The organism is Nocardiopsis sp. TRM 82005 (assembly GCF_056312425.1).
In genome coordinates this window covers 371,497-388,997 of the sequence record NZ_JBWDTQ010000005.1, presented here as the reverse complement: position 1 = coordinate 388,997, position 17,501 = coordinate 371,497, and the positions used below count along the sequence as shown (strand labels likewise).

Sequence of the window (17,501 nt, the reverse complement as noted above, 5' to 3'; positions counted from 1 at the left end):
AACTTCGGAGGGTCCCAGCGCTGTGCGTACCGTACGTTTCATCGGCGGCCTGCTGACAGGGCTTATCGCTCTGGCACTGGCCGCAGCACTCTTTGTCTACTGGTTCGGCTTCGCGACGGATATGGCGGCGGCCGCGGGGCTGGGGGCCTTCGGCTACGTGTTCCTGTGGCTGGCCTTCGGCGCCAACCTGCTGCTGTGGACCGTCCTCGGGCTCGTGCGCCTGGGCGACGACTCAGTGCGCGCCGCGGTCCGGTCACGCGGGGCCGAACGCCGCCGTGCCGTCGGCGGTAAGACGCGTGAACGCATCCTGGTCGGCTCGGGCGGCGCTGGAGGGGGCACCGCCCTGGCCGAACGGGACGAAGACGGCTCCGACCCGGCCGAGCGCCGTGTGGACGCCTCGCACGCTCCGGCGGAGCTGTCGGACGGTACCGGCCCTGAGACCACGTCCCTGGCCGTGATCATCCCCGCGCACAACGAGGAGCCCGTCATCGGCGGGGCCATCGCCTCGGCGATGGGGCTCTTCGAGCGCTGGGACATCTACGTGGTCTCGGACTCCTCCGGGGACTCCACCGCGGAGATCGCGGCCAAGACCGGCGTGAACGTCCTCGAACTCCTCACCAACCGCGGCAAGGCCGGGGCCATCGAGGCGGTCCTCGAGGAGTTCGCGCTGACCGACAACTACGACGGCGTCCTCATCCTGGACGCCGACACCGAGATCGACGCCGGATACGTCGACGGGGCCAAGCGGCAGCTGGCCGATCCGTCGGTGGCGGCCGTCGCGGGCTTCGTGGTCTCGGAGTGGAAGCCGCGCCAGCGGACCTTCGTCGGCCGGATGATCTCCGCCTACCGCGATCGCCTGTACTTCATGCTCCAGTACCTCATGCGCTTCGGGCAGACCTGGCGACACGCCAACACGGCCTTCATCGTGCCGGGCTTCGCCAGCGTCTACCGCAGCGAGGCGCTGAGACGGATCGACGTCAACCCCAAGGGGCTGGTGATCGAGGACTTCAACATGACCTTCGAGGTGCACCACAAACGCCTCGGGCGTGTCTCGATGAACCCCGACACCAAGGCCTACAGCCAGGACCCCTTCACCTTCCGGGACTACTACAAGCAGGTCAGCCGGTGGACGCTGGGCTTCTGGCAGACCGTCCGGCGCCACCGGATGTGGCCGAGCCTGTTCTGGGCGTGCCTGTCGCTGTACATCCTGGAGGTCGTGCTGGTCTCCCTGACGCTGCTGGTCACCACGGTGGTCGGGCTGTTCGTCCTCGTCGGGACGATCGGCGGCGACCCGTTCCTGAGCCTGCCGTTCTTCGGTGATGCCTTCGCCGCGGTGACGGCCTTCCTGCCGCTGCTGGCGATCGGCATCGGCCTGTTCATCCCGGACTACATGCTCACCTGCCTGATGGCGGCGATCCGGCGGCGGCCGTCCTATCTGGTCTACGGCCTGCTCTTCCTGCCGATCCGGTTGGTGGACGCCTTCCTCACACTGCGGATGATCCCCAAGGCGTGGACCACCGAGTCCGACGGCCGGTGGAGCAGCCCGGACCGCGTCTCGGGCGGGTGATCCCACCTGCGCGGATGTGAGATCGGCCGGCCCCGGCCACCCCGGGCGTCCGCGGGGCCGGACAGCGTTTAGGCTGATCTCGCCCGCTCGCGGACCGCGACGCGGAAGGCCTGAGCAGGGGCGCAGCCGTCGGATGGGGTGTGGATCAGCCGTGGACAAGAGACGTGTGTCGTTCGCGTTGTACCGGGTGCTCGCGTACGTGACCGGAGTCTTTCTGTTGGGCCTGACCTTCGTGGCCATGCCCGCCAAGTACCTGATCGGGGAGACCGCCCGGTTCTCCCTGGTGGGCGCGCCGCAGGGCATGGAGCACTGGTTCGGCCCCGAGTCGCCGCTCATGCTGTTCATCGCGATGCCGCACGGCTACATCTACATGGCGTACGTGTTCGTGGTGCTGTGGGTGTCCCTGGACCGCCGCTGGAGCGCCGCACGCACACTGGGCGTGGCGCTCGCGGGCACGATCCCCGTGGCCGGGTTCGTGGTCGAGCACCGGATCGTCAGGTCGGAGCAGGCCAAGGACCAGGCGGCCGGACGGGCTCAGGAGTCCGCGACCGCGGGCTGATCCCGCTCGTCCCGCGAGGCCCCTTCCCTCCGGGAGCGGGCCTCTTTGAGCTCCCGGCGCATCAGGAGGATCCAGAAGGCCACGCCGGAGGCACCGAACATCGCCCACTGCACCGTGTAGCTGAGGCTGCGCCAGTTGACCTTGATCTCCGTGGGCGGCTCGGGCGGTGGTACCGGGGTGAGGGAGGCGGTGGCCGGGTCCTGCTCGGGTAGGGCGACGTAGCCCTCGTAGAGGCGGTAGTCCCACTCGTTGACCAGCACGGACGTGGCGATACGCGCGACCTGGCCCTCGGACTCCTCGATGGGAATGACCCCGTCGGCGCCCACCGGGGGCAGGAGCCAGCCGGTGACAGTGACCTCGCCCCCGGGGGCGGGCGGGATGTCCTGGCCCTCCTCGGCCCAGCCCCGGTTCACGGTGACGGCGGCGCCGTCACCGGTGACCAGGGGGATGATGACGTCGTAGCCGCTCACGCCCTCGGAGACCCGGGGCACCAGCAGTTGGGCCCCGGTGTCGTATCGGCCCGTGGTCTCGACGGCGCTGTTGGCGAAGGAGTCCGGGTGCATGTACTCGCCGGGTTCCAACAGGTCCGAGAGGGGCACGGCTCCGGCGAGGTCCTCGACCGGGTTGGTGATGACCTCCCGGTCGGGTTCGAAGGCCCGGACGAACTGCCATGAGGTCCCGGCGACGCAGACGACGGTGACCAGCACGGCCAGCAGGTGGATGCCGAGCCACCGCGGGCTGAGGAGTGGTGATCTCACCAGACCAGGCTATGCGCGCGTTCCGAGCGCTCCGTCGTGACCCCTGGTTGACGCTGACCACCCGGACTTGGTTCACCGCCTGCCGAGGAATGACGATCACTTTAAGTAGTTTCCTGTGACTGAGGGTTGTTCTTCGGTGGTGGGGTGGGTAGTGTCTCTATCAACGCGGAACGACAGGGTCGCTTCCGTGAAAGGCCTTCAAGGCCGCGACTCCAGGGGGGAGGAGTCGCTGGCCGTTTCCCAGCGCGAGGGTCGCTTCCGTACTTTGAGGGGGGATGCGGAGGCGACCCTCGCCACCTCGTAGACGGGGGCGTTTCCACCGGTCGGTGGGAACGCCCCCGTCCTCGTTCCCACTCCCTGGGGTGCCCCAGGGCGTGTCAGCCCATGGTCTTCTGGCCGTCCAGCTCCTCGCGCAGGATGTCGGCGTGGCCGCAGTGCTGCGCGGTTTCGCGGAGGATGTGCAGCAGCACGTCGCGCGCGGACCACCAGGTGTCCTCGGGGAACCACGGCGCCTTCGGCAGCTTCTGGCTGACCTCCAGGTCGGGCAGTCGCCCGACGAACCGCTCGGTTTCCCCGGCGGCCCGCTCGTAGTCCTCCAGGGCGCTGGCCAGGGTCTCGTCCCCGATCAGCCGGAAGCTCTTCTCATGCACCTCCCACGAGGCCGGGTCCTCGTAGTCCAGGTCCCCGTCATGCAGCTTCCCCTCCTGGATGAAGCGGATCCAGTTGCGCTCGGCGTCCGTCACGTGCTTGACCAGTCCTCCGATGGTCAGCTCGCTCACCGTGGTGCGCTTCGCGGCCTGCTCGTCGTCCAGACCCTTGAGGGTGAAGCGCAGGAAGTCGCGCTGTTCCGCCAGGACCCGCAGGAGGGTCGCGCGCTCAGAGTCCAGAACCGTGTTCGCCGCTGTCGCCGTCATGATGGCCACCGCCTTCTTCGTGTCCGACTCGGTGGTGAAACCCTAGGAAGCAAGGCGGTCAGGTCCTGTCCTCCACTTCACGGGAACCAGAAGAAGCCTTGAAGCTTCGGATAAGGGCCGGCCGATAGCCTGGCCTTCTGGCGACTCGGAGGTTCCATGACCTTGCTTCCGCTCGAGCACCGGTTCGACGGCCCCAGGCACGCACCCGTCGTGCTGCTCGTGCCGCCCTTCGGCACCAAGATGCCGGTCTGGGAACCGCAGATGCCCGAACTCACCCGTAACCGGCGGGTCCTACGGGTCAACCACCGCGGCCACGGCACCTCCTCGGCGCCTCCGGGGCCCTACACCATCGAGGAACTCGCCCTGGACCTGCTCGGCCTACTGGAGGCGGAGGGCCTCACCCGGGTCTCCGCGGTCGGCGCCGGCCTCGGCGGCTCGCTGCTGGTGTGGATCGCGGCCAACTCGCCGCGCACCCTGGACCGCCTCGCGCTGCTCGCGGCGGCGCCCCGTACGCCCCGTCCGCACCGGTGGGACCGCATCGCCTCGCGGGTGCGGACGGAGGGCCTGGACTCGGTGGCCGCCGAGGTGGCGCTGCCCTGGTTCACCCCGGACATGGGGGAGGAGCGCCCGGAGGTGGTGGCCAGGTTCACCGAGGACTTCGGCGGACTCGATCCGGGCGGTTTCTCGTGGTTGTGCGACGCGGTCGCCGATATGGACCAGCGTTACCTGGTCTCCGGCGTGCGGGTGCCGACCCTGGTGGCCTCGGCCGCCCACGATCCGCTACTGCCGCCCGGGCACGGCCGCAGGCTGGCCGACGGGATCGCCGACTCCCGGTTCGAGGTGGTCTCCGGTGCCGCGCACCTTCTCGGAGTGGAGCGTGCGGACCGGGTGAACGAGCTCCTGATGGAACACGTGGCCCGGTGAAGAGGGCATGAGACCGAAGGTCAGACCTCGGCCAGGGGGAGCAGGGGGCAGTTGATCTCCAGCAGGTAGCCGTCGGGGTCGCGGAAGTGGGCCGCGCGGATGCCCCAGGCCGTCCAGTCCCGCGGCTCCATCACCTGGCGGGCGCCGTCCGCGACCAGCTTGGCGGCGGTGGTGTCCACATCGTCCACCTCGAAGATCACCGCGAGCCGGTCCTGGTAGGGAAGCTCGGGGTCGGCCGTGTCGGTCTCCAGGGCCTCGGCCATGACCTCGCGCTGGTTGATGGCCAGCCGTGTCCCCGAAGCCACGTCGAACTCGGCGTAGCGGCTGCTCTCGTCGCCCCGCAGCAAGGGAAGTTTGAGGATCTCCGAGTAGAAGTGGAAGCAGGCCTCGTAGTCGTTGACGAGGAGCCTGATGTTGGTGCAGCGCATGGGGCCTCCTGCTGGTCGGTGTCTCTGTCCGCATTATTGTCCCGTGTCGGGGCAGCGGACGGCTCGGGTATTCGCACCCGGTTTGTCATCTGTCCGCGGTGCCGTGCCTGAAACCCGGGCCTTCGCGCAGGGGGGCCGGGGACGAACCCTCACCGTGTGGCCGAAACCGGCCATCCTCCCTCCGCGCGTGTCCTGAACTGCGCCCTCCCATGTGGATAGCCGATCTGCGGCATGCTGTAGCACACATCCACTCTTGTGTACCCCCTATTATCCAGGATGTAGTACATGTACTATCAAAGACAGTAGAACCGGTACGAGAAAGGGGGCGGATGTGATGATGGATTCAGCGGTTCAGGCGACATCCAGAGCGAGGACCCAGGCGTCGGGGGCCCCGGAGGAGACCGTGCTCCGGGCCCGCGACCTGCGGATGAACTACGGTGACGCCGAGATCCTGCGGGGGGTGGACCTCACCGCCCGGCGCGGCGAGGTGGTCGCGTTGCTGGGGCCCAACGGCGCGGGCAAGACCACCACGGTCGAGATCCTGGAGGGGTTCCGCAGGCGCTCCGCGGGCGAGGTGGAGGTCCTGGGGCGCGACCCCCAGCACGGTGACGAGGCGTGGCGCTCCCGGATCGGCGTCGTGTTGCAGTCCTGGCGCGACCACGGAGCCTGGCGGGTCCGGGAGCTGGTCCACCACTTCGGCCGCTTCCACGAGCCCTTCTCCGAGCCAGAACGTATCCGCCCCCTCGACACCGACGAGCTCCTGGAGTCCGTGGGCCTCACCGAGCACGCGCACAAGAGGCTGCGCACCCTCTCCGGCGGGCAGCGCCGCCGCGTGGACGTCGCCCTGGGCATCGTCGGTCGTCCCGAACTGCTCTTCCTCGACGAACCCACCGCCGGGTTCGATCCGTTGGTCCGCCGCGAGTTCCACGAACTGGTGCACCGGCTCGCCGACGAGGACGACACCGCCATCCTGCTGACCACGCACGACCTGGACGAGGCCGAGAAGCTGGCCGACCGCATCCTCATCCTCGCGGGGGGCGTGATCGTCGCCGACGGCAGCGCCGACCAGCTCGCCTCCCTGGTGGCCCGCGAGAGCGAGGTCACCTGGAGCGTCGGCGGACAGCGGCACGTCCACAGCACCACCAGCCCCGCCCGCCACGTCGCCGAGCTGTACGCGGAGCACGGCGAGGACGTCACCGGCCTGAGGGTCGCACGCCCCTCCCTGGAGGACGTGTACATGGCCATGGCACAGAGGCACGAGTCCGGCGACGCCGAGACCGCGGCAGCCGAGTTCGCGAAGGAGATCCGATGAACGCCAGGGCCAACGCCGTCAGAGCGGGAGTCTCCCGGGGGTGGATCGAGTTCCGGGCCTCCTTCACCAACGCTCAGGAGCTCTTCAGCGGCTACCTGCTGATGCCCGTCATGTTCGTCGTCCTCGCCGTCGTCCTAGGCGGGGAGCAGGTCTCGGGGGGCGACACCTCCGTCGGTGCGACGATCATGTCCACGGGGATCACCATGCACATGGTCATCCTCGGACTGATGACGGTCGCCCAGGTGCTCGGGAGCGAGCGCGAGGAGGGCGCCCTGCTGCGGGCCAAGGCCACGCCGCACGGCATGCTCGGCTACGGAGTCGCCAAGACCTGGCACATCCTGGCCATGTCGGTGGTGGCCGTGATGCTCATGCTGGTGCCGGGGCTGCTGTTCGTCGACGGGTTCGTCCTGAGGGGCGTGGCCGGGACGCTCACCATGCTGTGGGTGTTCGTGCTCGCGATGCTGGCCCTGGCCCCCGTCGGCGCGATACTCGGCGCGACCCTGTCCAACCCGCGTACCGGGGTCGGCCTGCTGATGGTGCCGGTCATGGGGCTGATAGCGATCTCGGGCGTCATGATGCCCATCACGGTGATGCCCGGCTGGGTCCAGGGCCTAGCCCAGGTCTTCCCCGTCTACTGGATCGGCCTGGGCGTGCGCGCCGCGCTGATGCCCGCCGACCACGCCACCCTCGAACTGGCCGGGACCTGGCAGCTGCCGCAGGTGGCCGGGGTCCTGGCGCTGTGGGCTCTCGTCGGGTTCGCCGTCGCGCAGTGGGTGCTGCGGCGGATGGCCCGGCGCGAGTCGGGATCGAGGGTCCAGGCGGCCCGGGAGAAGGCGATGAAGCGTGCCTACTGAGAACGACAACGCGGCCGGGCGCCGTCCGAGGGCGGCGCCCGGGAGCGGCGAGGCCATCTACAACCGGATCGCGATGCTGCGTGCCGAGCGGAACGTGTCCCGGCGCCAGCTGGCCGAGGCCCTGGGCGTGCACTACCAGACGGTCGGTTACCTGGAGCGGGGCGAGTACAGCCCCAGCCTCCACCTGGCGCTGCGCATCGCGCGCTACTTCGAGGTCCCGGTGGAGGTCGTCTTCTCCATCGAGCCCTTCCCCCGCATCGGCCAGTGACCCGACCAGGAAGAGGATTTCCAATGACTGAGTCAAGCCGTGTCGCCCGGCTCCGGGCCTCCCGGTCCAGACGGCGCGTCTACGCGGCCCTGATCGTCCTGGCCGTACTGGCCGCCACGGTGCTCATGGGCTTCATCGGCTTCAACACCGGCACGACGCTGACCATGGCCGTCCTGCTGCCGGCCCTCCTCGCGCTGGTGGCCGTGATGCTGGTGGTCACGACGCAGCTGGGCCGGGCCACGGGGGCGAACTTCCGCTACCGGAACCTGGACGAGCGTCAGCGCGCCGAGCTGGACCGGGCCACACGGATCGGCCACCACGTGACGGCGGGGATCATGCTGGCGGTGTTCGTCGTGGTCGCCGTGCTGGAGGGTTACTCGCCCGAGTCCGTGTCCTTTCCCAGGGAGCTGTTCATGCCCGCGCTGTGGGTGATCATCATGGCGCACGCCTCGATCCCCGCCCTCCACCTGGCCTGGACCCAGCCGGACGAGGTCCCCGACGAGGACGAGCCGGGTTGAGGGGCGGAACCCGCGACCCGTGGTCCCGCGTACGGGGGCTGGTCCGAGCGCGGCACGGTGGACAGGAGTCCCCTCGGCGGGTGACGGACCCGCTGTCGCGGCTGTCACCATCGCCGAATACCGTGCCGGCGTCCTCACCACCGCCGCGCACGCCGCCCAGGCGGGGCGGACCGTCGTGAGCCGTGACGCCGAGACGCGTTTCGACGGGCTTCCGGGAGTCCTGGCCGTGGAGGTGGGTTAGGGCCCGGGGTCAGAAGATGTCCGGGCCCGCCCAGCCGTAGGTGTCGCGCTCGCGGACACGGGCCAGCTCGTCCTCGGACAGGACGCGGGGCCTGCCGAGCTGGCAGGCCCTCAGGTACGCGGCGCTGAGCCAGTCCAGCAGCCGCAGGTTCTCCAGCGCGTGCCCCAGGTCGCGGCCCAGGGCCAGGCCGCCGTGGTTGGCGAGCAGTGCGGCGTCGCGGCCCTTGAGCGCCTTGACCGCGTGGTCGGCGATCTCGCCGGTGCCGTAGGTGGTGTACGGGGTCACGGCGACCGCTCCGCCCAGGGAGGCGGCGCGGTGGTGGATCGGGGGGAGCTCGTCCAGTACCGAGGAGACCGCGACCGTGTCGGCGGTGAACGCGTTCACCACGGCGGTGACGCCGCGCTCGTGCTCGGCGGCCTGGCGGTGCACGGCGATGTGCAGGGTGGCCTCGGCGGCGGGGTCGCGCCGTCCTTCGAGCACCCGGTCGTCGAGCGACATCACCGGGCAGTCGGCGGGCTGGATCTGGTCGAGGTCGGTACCGTGCGGCGTGACGACCACGAGGCCGCCGCTACGGACGCTGACGGTTCCCGACTCACCCGGGGCGGTACCGGCACCCGCGGCGAGGGCGCGGGCGGTCAGGCAGATGTCCCGACGTTCCTGTTCAAGCAGCATGCTTCCTCAAAGGGTGCGCGGTGAGGCGCGGTCCTGGAGCGGGCCCCGTCGCGGGACCGTGGAAGACCGGACGAACCTACTTAGGTATGCCTCAACTCATCGGCTATACCTCAATGTACGTCAAACTCTCTTCCTCGTCTTCCCCACGTAGGGATGTCGGGGTCGGGCCCGAGCGTCACACCGAGTAGTTGTGTGCCCAGGCGTGACGTGGGGATTGCCACGGAGATCCTGTCGTGGCTGAGCGTTTTCGCAGCTCAATGCATGCCCTGGGGAAACTGTGACTTATGCGTCTTATGAGACGAGGCTGTTTGTGACTACCGATCTTGGGCAAACCGGACCCGTGAACGAGCCCTACGTAACCTTGCCGTCCGTGCCGTACCTGTCAGAACCGGGGTCGGCCACGGCCACCAGCCTGTACATCGACGGCCAATGGAAGGCGGCCCGCAACGGCCGTGTCCGGGAGATCCTGGACCCAGCGGACGCCTCCGTCCTGACCATCGTCAGCGAGGGCGGCAGAGCCGACACAGAGGACGCCATCGCCGCGGCCCGGCGCACCTTCGACGAGGGGGAGTGGCGCCGCGTCTCCGACGACGAGCGCGGCAAACTCGTCGGCCGCATCGCCGACCTCCTCCAGCGCGACCGCGAGGAGATCGCGGTCATGGAGTCCCTCGACGCCGGCAAGACCATCGAGGAGGGCGGGATCGACGTCGACGACGTCACCAACGTCTTCCGCTACTACGCGGGTCTGGCCGGGAAGGACACGGGCCGCCTCGTGGCCGCGCCCGAGGGCGTGCACAGCAAGGTGGTCTACGAGCCCGTCGGCGTCTGCGGCATGATCACTCCCTGGAACTACCCGCTGCTCCAGCTCGCCTGGAAGATGGCCCCGGCCCTCGCGGCGGGCAACACCATGGTGGTCAAGCCCAGCGAGATCACCCCGGTCACCACCGCCAAGCTGGTCGAGCTCACCGCCGAGGCGGGCTTCCCGCCGGGCGTGGTCAACCTGGTCCTGGGCAGCGGCCCCGACGCGGGCGCTCCGCTGTCCGAGCACCCGGACGTGGACCTGGTCTCCTTCACCGGCGGGGTGGCCACCGGTAGGCGGATCATGGCGGCGGCCTCCGAGACGATCAAGACGACCGCTCTGGAGCTCGGCGGCAAGAACCCCAACATCATCTTCCCGGACGTGGACCTGGACACCGCGGTGGACTACGCGCTCAACGCCGCGTTCTTCCACTCCGGCCAGGTGTGCTCGGCCGGCGCGCGACTCATCGTGCACAACGACATCCACGACGCCTTCACCACCGAACTCGCCCGCCGCGCCGAGGCCATCCGCATCGGCCGCGGCCAGGACGAGGGCGTGCGCTGCGGTCCGCTGGTCTCCGCCGAGCACCGCGCCAAGGTCGAGGCCGCCGTCGAGCGCGGCGTCGAGGAGGGTGCCCGGATCATCGTCGGGGGCAAGCGGCCCGACGACCCGGCCCTCTCCCAGGGCTACTTCTACCGGCCCACTATCTTCGTCGACTGCGAGAGCTCCATGGACATCGTCCAGACCGAGGTCTTCGGCCCGGTCGTGACCGTGGAGCGGTTCCAGACCGAGGAACAGGCCATCGAGCTGGGCAACGCCACCGAATACGGCCTTTCCGGCGGGGTGTGGACCGACGACACCGCCCGTGGCGAGCGGGTCGCGGCGGCCCTGCGCCACGGCACCATCTGGATCAACGACTACGGTCCCTACATCCCGGGTGCCGAGTGGGGCGGCTACGGCCACAGCGGCATCGGCCGCGAGCTGGGGCTGGCGGGCCTGGACGAGTACCGCGAGGCCAAGCACATCTACCGCAACCTGGCGCCCGAGCCACAGCGCTGGTTCGGCTGACAGCACCCGCCCCGGGCCGGTAAGCGGTCCGGGGCGACGACTGCCCGGCGGCGCGGCTCCGACTCCCCCCGCTCCGCCGGGTGCCCCGTGGCAGAGTCCACGGTCGACTTGAGAAGAGGACCCTACACAGGTCGGTTTCCCCCCGGCATCCCCCTGGGAACAGACAACGAGAGGAATCGGACCGTGTCTCCAACCGAGACCACTTACGACTACGTGATCGTCGGCGGCGGTACCGCCGGATCGGTGATCGCCAACAGGCTCACCGAGGACCCGGGCACCACCGTGTGCCTGATCGAGGGCGGCCCCGACGACCGCGACCTGGAGCACGTGCTGCGCCTGGGCGACTGGCTGAGCGTCCTGGACAGCGAGCTCGACTACGGGTACACCACCGTCGAGCAGCCGCGCGGCAACTCCAACATCCTGCACTCCCGAGCCCGCGTGCTGGGCGGGTGCTCCTCGCACAACACGCTGATCAGCTTCCGGCCCTTCGCGGAGGACCTTGACGACTGGGTCGCCGCTGGAGCCGAGGGCTGGGACAACGCCACCGTGCAGTCCTACGCCGACCGGATCAAGTGCAACATCACCCCGGTCGCCGAGAAGGACCGCAACGCGATGGTCAAGGACTGGGTATCCTCGGCCGCCGAAGCGGCGGGCGTCCCCGTGGTGGAGGACTTCAACGCCCTGACATCGCACGGCGGCGGCTTCGCGGACGGGGCGGGCTTCCTGTCCATCTCCTACGATCCCTACACCGGTTACCGCTCATCGGCCTCGGTGGCCTACCTGCACCCGATCATGGACGTGCGCGACAACCTCACCGTCATGCTGGAGACATGGGTCGACCGGGTCGTCCTCGACGGTGACCGCGCCACCGGGGTCAGCGCCACGACCAAGGACGGCACACATGTCACGGTCAACGCCCGGCACGAGGTGATTCTGTCCGCCGGCGCCGTGGACACCCCCCGGCTGCTCATGCTCTCGGGGGTCGGCAACGCCGAGGAGCTGCGGGAGGTGGGCATCGAACCCCGCCACGACCTGCCCGGCGTCGGTGAGAACCTGCTCGACCACCCCGAGTCGATCATCATGTGGGAGACCGACAGGCCGGTCCCGGAGAACACGGTGATGGACTCCGACGCGGCCCTGTTCGTGCGGCGCGACGACAGCGACCCGCGCCCGGACCTGATGTTCCACATCTACCAGATCCCCTTCGACGACAACACGAAGCGGCTGGGCTACGAGTCCCCACCCGACGGATACGCGGTGTGCATGACGCCGAACATCCCTCGTTCGCAGGCGCGCGGCAAGCTCTACCTCACCAGCGGTGATCCCCAGGCCAAGCCCGCGCTGGACTTCCGGTACTTCACCGACCCCGACGGCCACGACGAGAAGACGATCGTGGACGGGCTGAAGATCGCCCGCGAGGTCGCCGCCACCGAGCCGTTCAAGTCCTGGATCAAGCGCGAGGTCGCCCCGGGTCCCGGTGTCCGGAGCGACGAGGAGCTGTCGGAGTTCGGCCGTCGCGCCGCCCACACCGTCTACCACCCGGCGGGCACCTGCAAGATGGGCGCCGCCGACGACGACACCGCCGTGGTCGACCCCCGGCTGCGCGTCCGCGGCCTGCGCGGACTGCGTGTCGTCGACGCGTCGGTGTTTCCCACCCTTCCCACCCCCAACCCCATGGTCACGGTTTTGGCCCTCGGCGAGCGCGCCGCGGACCTCGTCCGTCAGGACGCCCTGGCCGAACAGGAAGTTTGATGAGCACATCGGTAACCGAGGAGGCCGAAACGAACCGCGCCTCAGACGTCACCTTCTCGGTCCGCAACCTGTGGAAGGTCTTCGGCAAGAACGCGGACAAGGTCGTCGGCACCGAGCTGGAGGGTGCCGACCGGGACCGCGTCAAGGAGGAGACCGGGTGCACCGTGGCGGTGCGAGACGTGTCCTTCGACGTGCGCCCGGGTGAGATCTTCGTGGTCATGGGCCTGTCAGGATCCGGTAAGTCCACACTGATCCGGTGCCTGACCCGGCTGATCGAGCCGACCGCCGGACGGGTGATGCTCGACGGCGAGGACATCGGTGAGGCCGCCCCGCAACGGCTGCGCGAGCTGCGCCGCCACAAGATGGCCATGGTCTTCCAGCACTTCGGGCTGCTGCCCAGCCGCAGGATCATCGACAACGTGGCCTACGGGCTCGAGGTGCGCGGGACGTCGCGCTCCGAGCGGTACGAGCGTGCCCGCGAGATGATCGAGATGGTGGGCCTGGGCGGGTACGAGAACTCCCGGCCCGGCGAGCTGTCCGGCGGTATGCAGCAGCGTGTCGGGCTGGCCCGCGCGCTCGCCGTGGACCCGGAGGTGCTGCTGTTCGACGAACCGTTCAGCGCCCTGGACCCGCTGATCCGCCGCGACATGCAGGACGAGGTCAGCCGTCTGCAACGCGAACTGAACAAGACGTCGGTCTTCATCACCCACGACCTCCAGGAGGCCCTCAAGCTGGGCGACCGCATCGCCATCATGCGCGACGGGGAGATCGTGCAGGTGGGCACCCCGGAGGAGGTGGTGGGCCGCCCGGCCAACGCCTACGTCGCCGACTTCACCTCCGACGTGGCCCGTACCACCGTGCTCACCGCCCGGTGGCTGGTGCGCGAGGCGTACCCGGACGAGCGCACGGACGGCCCGGTCACCGAGCCCGGAACCGTGCTGGCCGAGGTGCTGCCGATGCTCGCGGCGAGCACCGCGCCCGTGCGGGTCGTGGAGGGCGACACCCTCCTGGGCTACGTGGGCCGCGACGACGTGCTGCGCGCCATCGCCGAGGACCAGCTGGACAACGCCGCGGCCGCCGCCATCGAGGAGGAGGCGGCCGACGAGCTGTCCGAGGTGGTGGCCGACCACTCCTCCGACGGCACCGAAACCTACGAGGGCAGCGTCGCTTCGGTCCAGGTCGGGAGCGGTGCGTGACATGACCGCGACAACCCAACCCGCCACCGTCCCCCCGAGGACCGGTGGCCAGGGTGACGGTGGAGGCGCCGAAAACCCCCTGCGCCGCACGTGGGTGCAGGCGCTGCTGGTGGTCGCGCTGCTCGTGGTCGGCTACTGGGGTAGCCGCCTCCTGGGTCATCCCTCCTGGGCGGGAAGCTTCCCGACCCTCGTCGGCGACCAGTTCACGGCCTGGCTCGACGGCGTCTACGCGTGGATCGTCGCCAACCGCAACGACAGTCCGCTGTTCCTGTACTTCTTCAACTACGTCTCCGTGGGGCTGGGGTCGGCCGTCGTGCTGATCAACCGGTTCCTCGACCTCCTCACCTGGCCCGGCGTGACCCTCATCGGCGTGTTCGTCGCCTGGCGGGTCGCCGGCTGGCGCGTGTCGCTGCTGGTGCTCGCCACCTTCGCCGTGTTCGCGCTGAGCGGGCTGTGGAACGCGTCGATGACGACGCTGGCGCTGATCATCACGGCGGTCTTCATCGCCCTGCTGCTCGGCATCCCGCTGGGCATCCTGGCCGGGCGCAGCGAGGGGTTCTACCGGGGCGTCCGCCCGGTGCTGGACTTCATGCAGATCATGCCCGCCTTCGCCTACCTGCTGCCGTTCGTGCTGCTGTTCGGCATCGGCAACCCGGCCGCCGCCGTGGTGACGGCCGTGTACGCGTTTCCCCCCGCCGTGCGGATCACCGCGCTGGCCATCCGCGAGGTGCCCAAGGGCGCGGTCGAGGCGGCGGAGTCGCTGGGGTCCACGCCGTGGCAGGTCCTCGGCAAGGTGCAACTGCCGATGGCCAAGCGCACCATCCTGCTGGGCGTCAACCAGACCATCATGCTCGCGGTGTCCATGGTCGTGATCGCCTCGGTCATCGGCGCGGGCGGTCTGGGTGACGCGATCTACCAGGCGCTCTCCAAGGTCAACGTCGGCCAGGCGTTCCAGGCGGGCCTGGCGATCGTCATGCTCGCCATCGCCCTGGACCGGGTGACGGGCGCGGTGGGCCACGGATCGCGCACACCGAACATCCCCGAGCGCTACCGGCTGCCGGTCCTGGGCGGCGCGCTCGCCCTGGTGGTCGCGGTGGTCGCGGCGGCGCGCCTGATGGGCGTGCACGGCTGGCCGCGCGAGGTCGCGGTCAATATCAGCGACCCGGTGAACGCCGTGTACGGCCTGGTCCAGGAGGCGATCGGCTCCACCACCGCGGTGCTGGCCACGTGGCTGCTGAACGGGGTGCTGGGCCCGCTCGCCACCCTGTTGACGGACTCCCCCTGGTGGCTGGTCGTGTTCGCCGCCGCTGCCCTGGGGTGGATCTTCGCCGGGACGCGCGCGGCCGTCGTGTCCGGCGCGGCACTGGTCGCGGTGGGCCTGCTGGGGGTGTGGAACAACGCCATGGACACGCTGTCGCAGGTGCTCGTGGCGTCCCTGGTCACCATCGTGCTGGGCGTACTGATCGGCGTGCTGATGTCGCGCAACGACGTGTTCGCGGCGATCCTCAAGCCGGTCCTGGACGCGATGCAGACCCTGCCGCCGTTCGTCTACCTGATCCCGGCGGTGGCGCTGTTCACCATCGGCCGCGTCCCGGCCCTGGTGGCGGCGGTGGTCTTCGCCCTGCCGCCGGTGATCCGGCTGGTCAACGACGGAATCCGGGGCATACCCAAGCCGACCCTGGATGCGGCGCGCTCGCAGGGGTCCACCGGCTTGCAGCTGCTCACCAAGGTGGAGTTGCCGATGGCGCGCGGCTCGCTGCTGCTCGCCGTCAACCAGGGGATCATCCTCGTGCTGTCCATGGTGGTCATCGGCGCGCTGGTCGGCGCCGGGGCACTGGGCAACGACGTGGTGGTCGGCCTGGCACAGAACAAGCTCGGCCTGGGCCTGGCCTCGGGCCTGGCGATCGTGTGCCTGGGCCTGTTCCTGGACAGGGTGACGCAGGGAAGGAGGGCACCCCGTGCCTGAGTTGAGATTTTCCCTGGTCAGGGCACTCGCCGTGGGACTGGCCATGGTCATGGTGAGTTCGTGCGCGGTGCGCACCGACCAGGTCGCGCGTGACCCGAACACGGTGCGGATGGCCGTCAACGGCTGGGTGGGCTACGAGGCCAGCGCCGAGGTGCTGGCCTACATCCTCCGCGAGAAGATGGACTATGAGGTCCAACTGGTCCGCACCGACGAACAGCCGTCGTGGCAGGCGCTGGACCAGGGCGTGCTCGACGTGATCGTGGAGAACTGGGGCCATGAGAACCTCATGGAGATCTACGGACCCGAGGGCAACGGCACCGTGGTCGACGGCGGCTCGACCGGCAACGAGGGCGTGATCGGCTGGTACGTTCCCGCCTACGTGGCCGAGGAGTATCCGGAGATCACCACCGCGGACGGCCTACGGGAGCACACCGACACCTTCCAGACCGCCGAGACCGGCGACGAGGGGGAGTTCCTGGGCGGCGCGCCCGGGTTCGTCACCCAGGACCAGGGGATGATCAATGCCTTCGACCTGGACCTGGAGATCGTCTACGCCGGTTCGGAGGCCTCGCAGATCACCGAGGTCCGCCGGCGGTACGCCAACGAGGAGCCGGTGCTCTTCTACTTCTACGATCCGCAGTGGCTCCAGGAGGAGCTGGACCTGGTCAAGGTCGACTTCCCGGACTATGAAGCGGGGTGCGACGAGGATTCCGAACACATCCCCTGCGACTACCCGGTCTACGACCTGAACAAGATCTTCAGGGCCGGGTTCGTGGAGGACGACGACCCCGCGTACCGGTTCCTGGACAACTGGACGTGGACCAACGAGGACCAGAACCGGGTGGCCGGGATGATCGCCGACGAGGGGCTCGACCCGACCGACGCCGCCGAGGTCTGGGTGAACGAGAACCCGGACGTGTGGCAGGACTGGCTTCCCGGGGGCGGCGCGCAGCGCTGACCCACTCGTGTGTCCGCGGGGGCGGGGGTGTTCCCCCGCCCCCGCGGCGTGTTCTCGGCGGCCGCCGCGGCCCGAACGCTCCTGCCCAGGAGCGGGGCCGCCGGTGGCCGTCAGGACATCGGTCGCTCGTTCCTCAGCCGCCGCCCCACCCAGTACACATTCACGCAGGCGGCGACGAAACCCGCGCCGAGCAGCACGACCAGCCATGTCTGGTCGGCCCACAGGTAGGCGAGGACCGTGCCGACCAGCATCACCAGGGCACCGAACACGGCCAGCACCGTGCGGAAGCCGAGGGCGCTCGCCGGACGCTCATGACTGCCCAGAGGGCCCTTCAACCTGTCGCGTCGCATGACGTCCGCTCCCTTCACCCGTGGCCGGTACCACCGGCGCACCGTCGCCGCGATGCACCGGTCAGGCGTCCTCTCCGCCCCCTACCCACCTGTCGGAAAACACGCGGAGGGACTTCGGCCACCTGGAGCGGGCGATCGGCACCGCTGGCGGGGCCGAGGAGTTCGGCGCCGGGGCCATGCGCCCGCGTGACGGGGCGAGGGCCTGGCGGCTGGTGGAGACGCGCAAGCACCGTGGATCGGGTCAGGCACAGGTGGCGCGGCGTATGGGGATCTCGGCGGCGAGGGTGTCGCAGACCGAGTCCGGCGATATCTCGGCGGGGGGGCGTTCTGGACCGCTACGTCACCGCCCTCGGCGGAACCCTGATGATCGTCGCGGATTTCGGCGACGAACGGATGA

General features: G+C 69.6%; 17 protein-coding genes. 12 read left to right on the top strand and 5 right to left on the bottom strand.

What is annotated here, in order from left to right:
- The first annotated feature begins 22 nt into the window (after window positions 1-22).
- Both AC0T5L_RS04235 and AC0T5L_RS04230 read left to right on the top strand, forming a co-directional pair.
- Complete coding sequence (locus AC0T5L_RS04235; RefSeq protein ID WP_476164005.1) at window positions 23-1,567, top strand: glycosyltransferase family 2 protein; 1,545 nt, start codon at window positions 23-25, stop codon at window positions 1,565-1,567.
- Window positions 1,568-1,718: 151 nt separating this feature from the next.
- A complete protein-coding gene (locus tag AC0T5L_RS04230) occupies window positions 1,719-2,126 on the top strand; it encodes a DUF3817 domain-containing protein (RefSeq protein WP_476164004.1) in 408 nt (135 codons plus the stop codon).
- On the opposite strand, the gene AC0T5L_RS04225 is transcribed toward AC0T5L_RS04230, so the two are convergent.
- Both AC0T5L_RS04225 and AC0T5L_RS04220 read right to left on the bottom strand, forming a co-directional pair.
- Window positions 2,102-2,884: an SURF1 family protein gene (locus AC0T5L_RS04225; RefSeq protein WP_476164003.1), complete on the bottom strand. Its 783-nt coding sequence runs from the start codon at window positions 2,882-2,884 to the stop codon at window positions 2,102-2,104. The two genes, AC0T5L_RS04230 and AC0T5L_RS04225, sit on opposite strands and share 25 nt — an antisense overlap.
- Window positions 2,885-3,261: 377 nt before the next feature.
- Window positions 3,262-3,798, bottom strand: a complete 537-nt coding sequence (locus AC0T5L_RS04220; protein WP_476164002.1) for a DinB family protein — start codon at window positions 3,796-3,798, stop codon at window positions 3,262-3,264.
- A gap of 156 nt (window positions 3,799-3,954) precedes the next feature.
- Here AC0T5L_RS04220 and AC0T5L_RS04215 point away from each other — a divergent pair, with 156 nt between their 5' ends.
- Window positions 3,955-4,722 (top strand): alpha/beta fold hydrolase, encoded by a 768-nt coding sequence (locus tag AC0T5L_RS04215; RefSeq protein WP_476164001.1) that lies wholly within the window; start codon window positions 3,955-3,957, stop codon window positions 4,720-4,722.
- Window positions 4,723-4,742: 20 nt separating this feature from the next.
- On the opposite strand, the gene AC0T5L_RS04210 is transcribed toward AC0T5L_RS04215, so the two are convergent.
- The gene (locus tag AC0T5L_RS04210) at window positions 4,743-5,150 is read right to left on the bottom strand and encodes a VOC family protein (RefSeq protein ID WP_476164000.1); all 408 of its coding nucleotides are present in this window, start codon (window positions 5,148-5,150) and stop codon (window positions 4,743-4,745) included.
- A 337-nt stretch (window positions 5,151-5,487) separates the two neighbouring features.
- Between AC0T5L_RS04210 and AC0T5L_RS04205 the strand changes: the two genes are divergently transcribed.
- The 4 genes from AC0T5L_RS04205 to AC0T5L_RS04190 are packed head-to-tail and all read left to right on the top strand — an operon-like array spanning window position 5,488 to window position 8,102.
- Window positions 5,488-6,462, top strand: a complete 975-nt coding sequence (locus AC0T5L_RS04205) for an ABC transporter ATP-binding protein (RefSeq protein WP_476164100.1) — start codon at window positions 5,488-5,490, stop codon at window positions 6,460-6,462.
- Entirely contained in the window at window positions 6,459-7,316 is an 858-nt protein-coding gene (locus AC0T5L_RS04200) for an ABC transporter permease (protein WP_476163999.1), read from the top strand. The genes AC0T5L_RS04205 and AC0T5L_RS04200 overlap by 4 nt, the downstream gene beginning before the upstream one ends.
- Window positions 7,306-7,584 carry a helix-turn-helix transcriptional regulator gene (locus AC0T5L_RS04195; RefSeq protein WP_476163998.1) on the top strand — a complete coding sequence of 93 codons (279 nt, stop codon included), beginning with the start codon at window positions 7,306-7,308 and terminating at the stop codon, window positions 7,582-7,584. Before AC0T5L_RS04200 ends, AC0T5L_RS04195 begins: the two co-directional genes overlap by 11 nt.
- A 23-nt stretch (window positions 7,585-7,607) precedes the next feature.
- Window positions 7,608-8,102 carry a hypothetical protein gene (locus AC0T5L_RS04190; RefSeq protein ID WP_476163997.1) on the top strand — a complete coding sequence of 165 codons (495 nt, stop codon included), beginning with the start codon at window positions 7,608-7,610 and terminating at the stop codon, window positions 8,100-8,102.
- Between the two features lie 250 nt (window positions 8,103-8,352).
- Here AC0T5L_RS04190 and AC0T5L_RS04185 read toward each other — a convergent pair whose 3' ends face one another.
- Entirely contained in the window at window positions 8,353-9,015 is a 663-nt protein-coding gene (locus AC0T5L_RS04185; RefSeq protein ID WP_476163996.1) for a class II aldolase/adducin family protein, read from the bottom strand.
- Between the two features lie 340 nt (window positions 9,016-9,355).
- Between AC0T5L_RS04185 and AC0T5L_RS04180 the strand changes: the two genes are divergently transcribed.
- The 5 genes from AC0T5L_RS04180 to AC0T5L_RS04160 all read left to right on the top strand — a co-directional run bounded on the left by AC0T5L_RS04180 (window position 9,356) and on the right by AC0T5L_RS04160 (window position 16,754).
- Entirely contained in the window at window positions 9,356-10,882 is a 1,527-nt protein-coding gene (locus AC0T5L_RS04180) for an aldehyde dehydrogenase family protein (RefSeq protein ID WP_476163995.1), read from the top strand.
- A gap of 183 nt (window positions 10,883-11,065) precedes the next feature.
- Window positions 11,066-12,634: a GMC family oxidoreductase gene (locus tag AC0T5L_RS04175; protein ID WP_476163994.1), complete on the top strand. Its 1,569-nt coding sequence runs from the start codon at window positions 11,066-11,068 to the stop codon at window positions 12,632-12,634.
- A complete protein-coding gene (locus AC0T5L_RS04170; protein WP_476163993.1) occupies window positions 12,634-13,830 on the top strand; it encodes a quaternary amine ABC transporter ATP-binding protein in 1,197 nt (398 codons plus the stop codon). The genes AC0T5L_RS04175 and AC0T5L_RS04170 overlap by 1 nt, the downstream gene beginning before the upstream one ends.
- 1 nt (window position 13,831) lies before the next feature.
- Window positions 13,832-15,796 (top strand): ABC transporter permease, encoded by a 1,965-nt coding sequence (locus AC0T5L_RS04165; protein WP_476163992.1) that lies wholly within the window; start codon window positions 13,832-13,834, stop codon window positions 15,794-15,796.
- 43 nt (window positions 15,797-15,839) lie between these two features.
- Entirely contained in the window at window positions 15,840-16,754 is a 915-nt protein-coding gene (locus AC0T5L_RS04160) for a glycine betaine ABC transporter substrate-binding protein (RefSeq protein WP_476164099.1), read from the top strand.
- A 110-nt stretch (window positions 16,755-16,864) separates the two neighbouring features.
- Here AC0T5L_RS04160 and AC0T5L_RS04155 read toward each other — a convergent pair whose 3' ends face one another.
- Window positions 16,865-17,104 (bottom strand): hypothetical protein, encoded by a 240-nt coding sequence (locus tag AC0T5L_RS04155; RefSeq protein WP_476163991.1) that lies wholly within the window; start codon window positions 17,102-17,104, stop codon window positions 16,865-16,867.
- Window positions 17,105-17,501 lie beyond the last annotated feature (397 nt).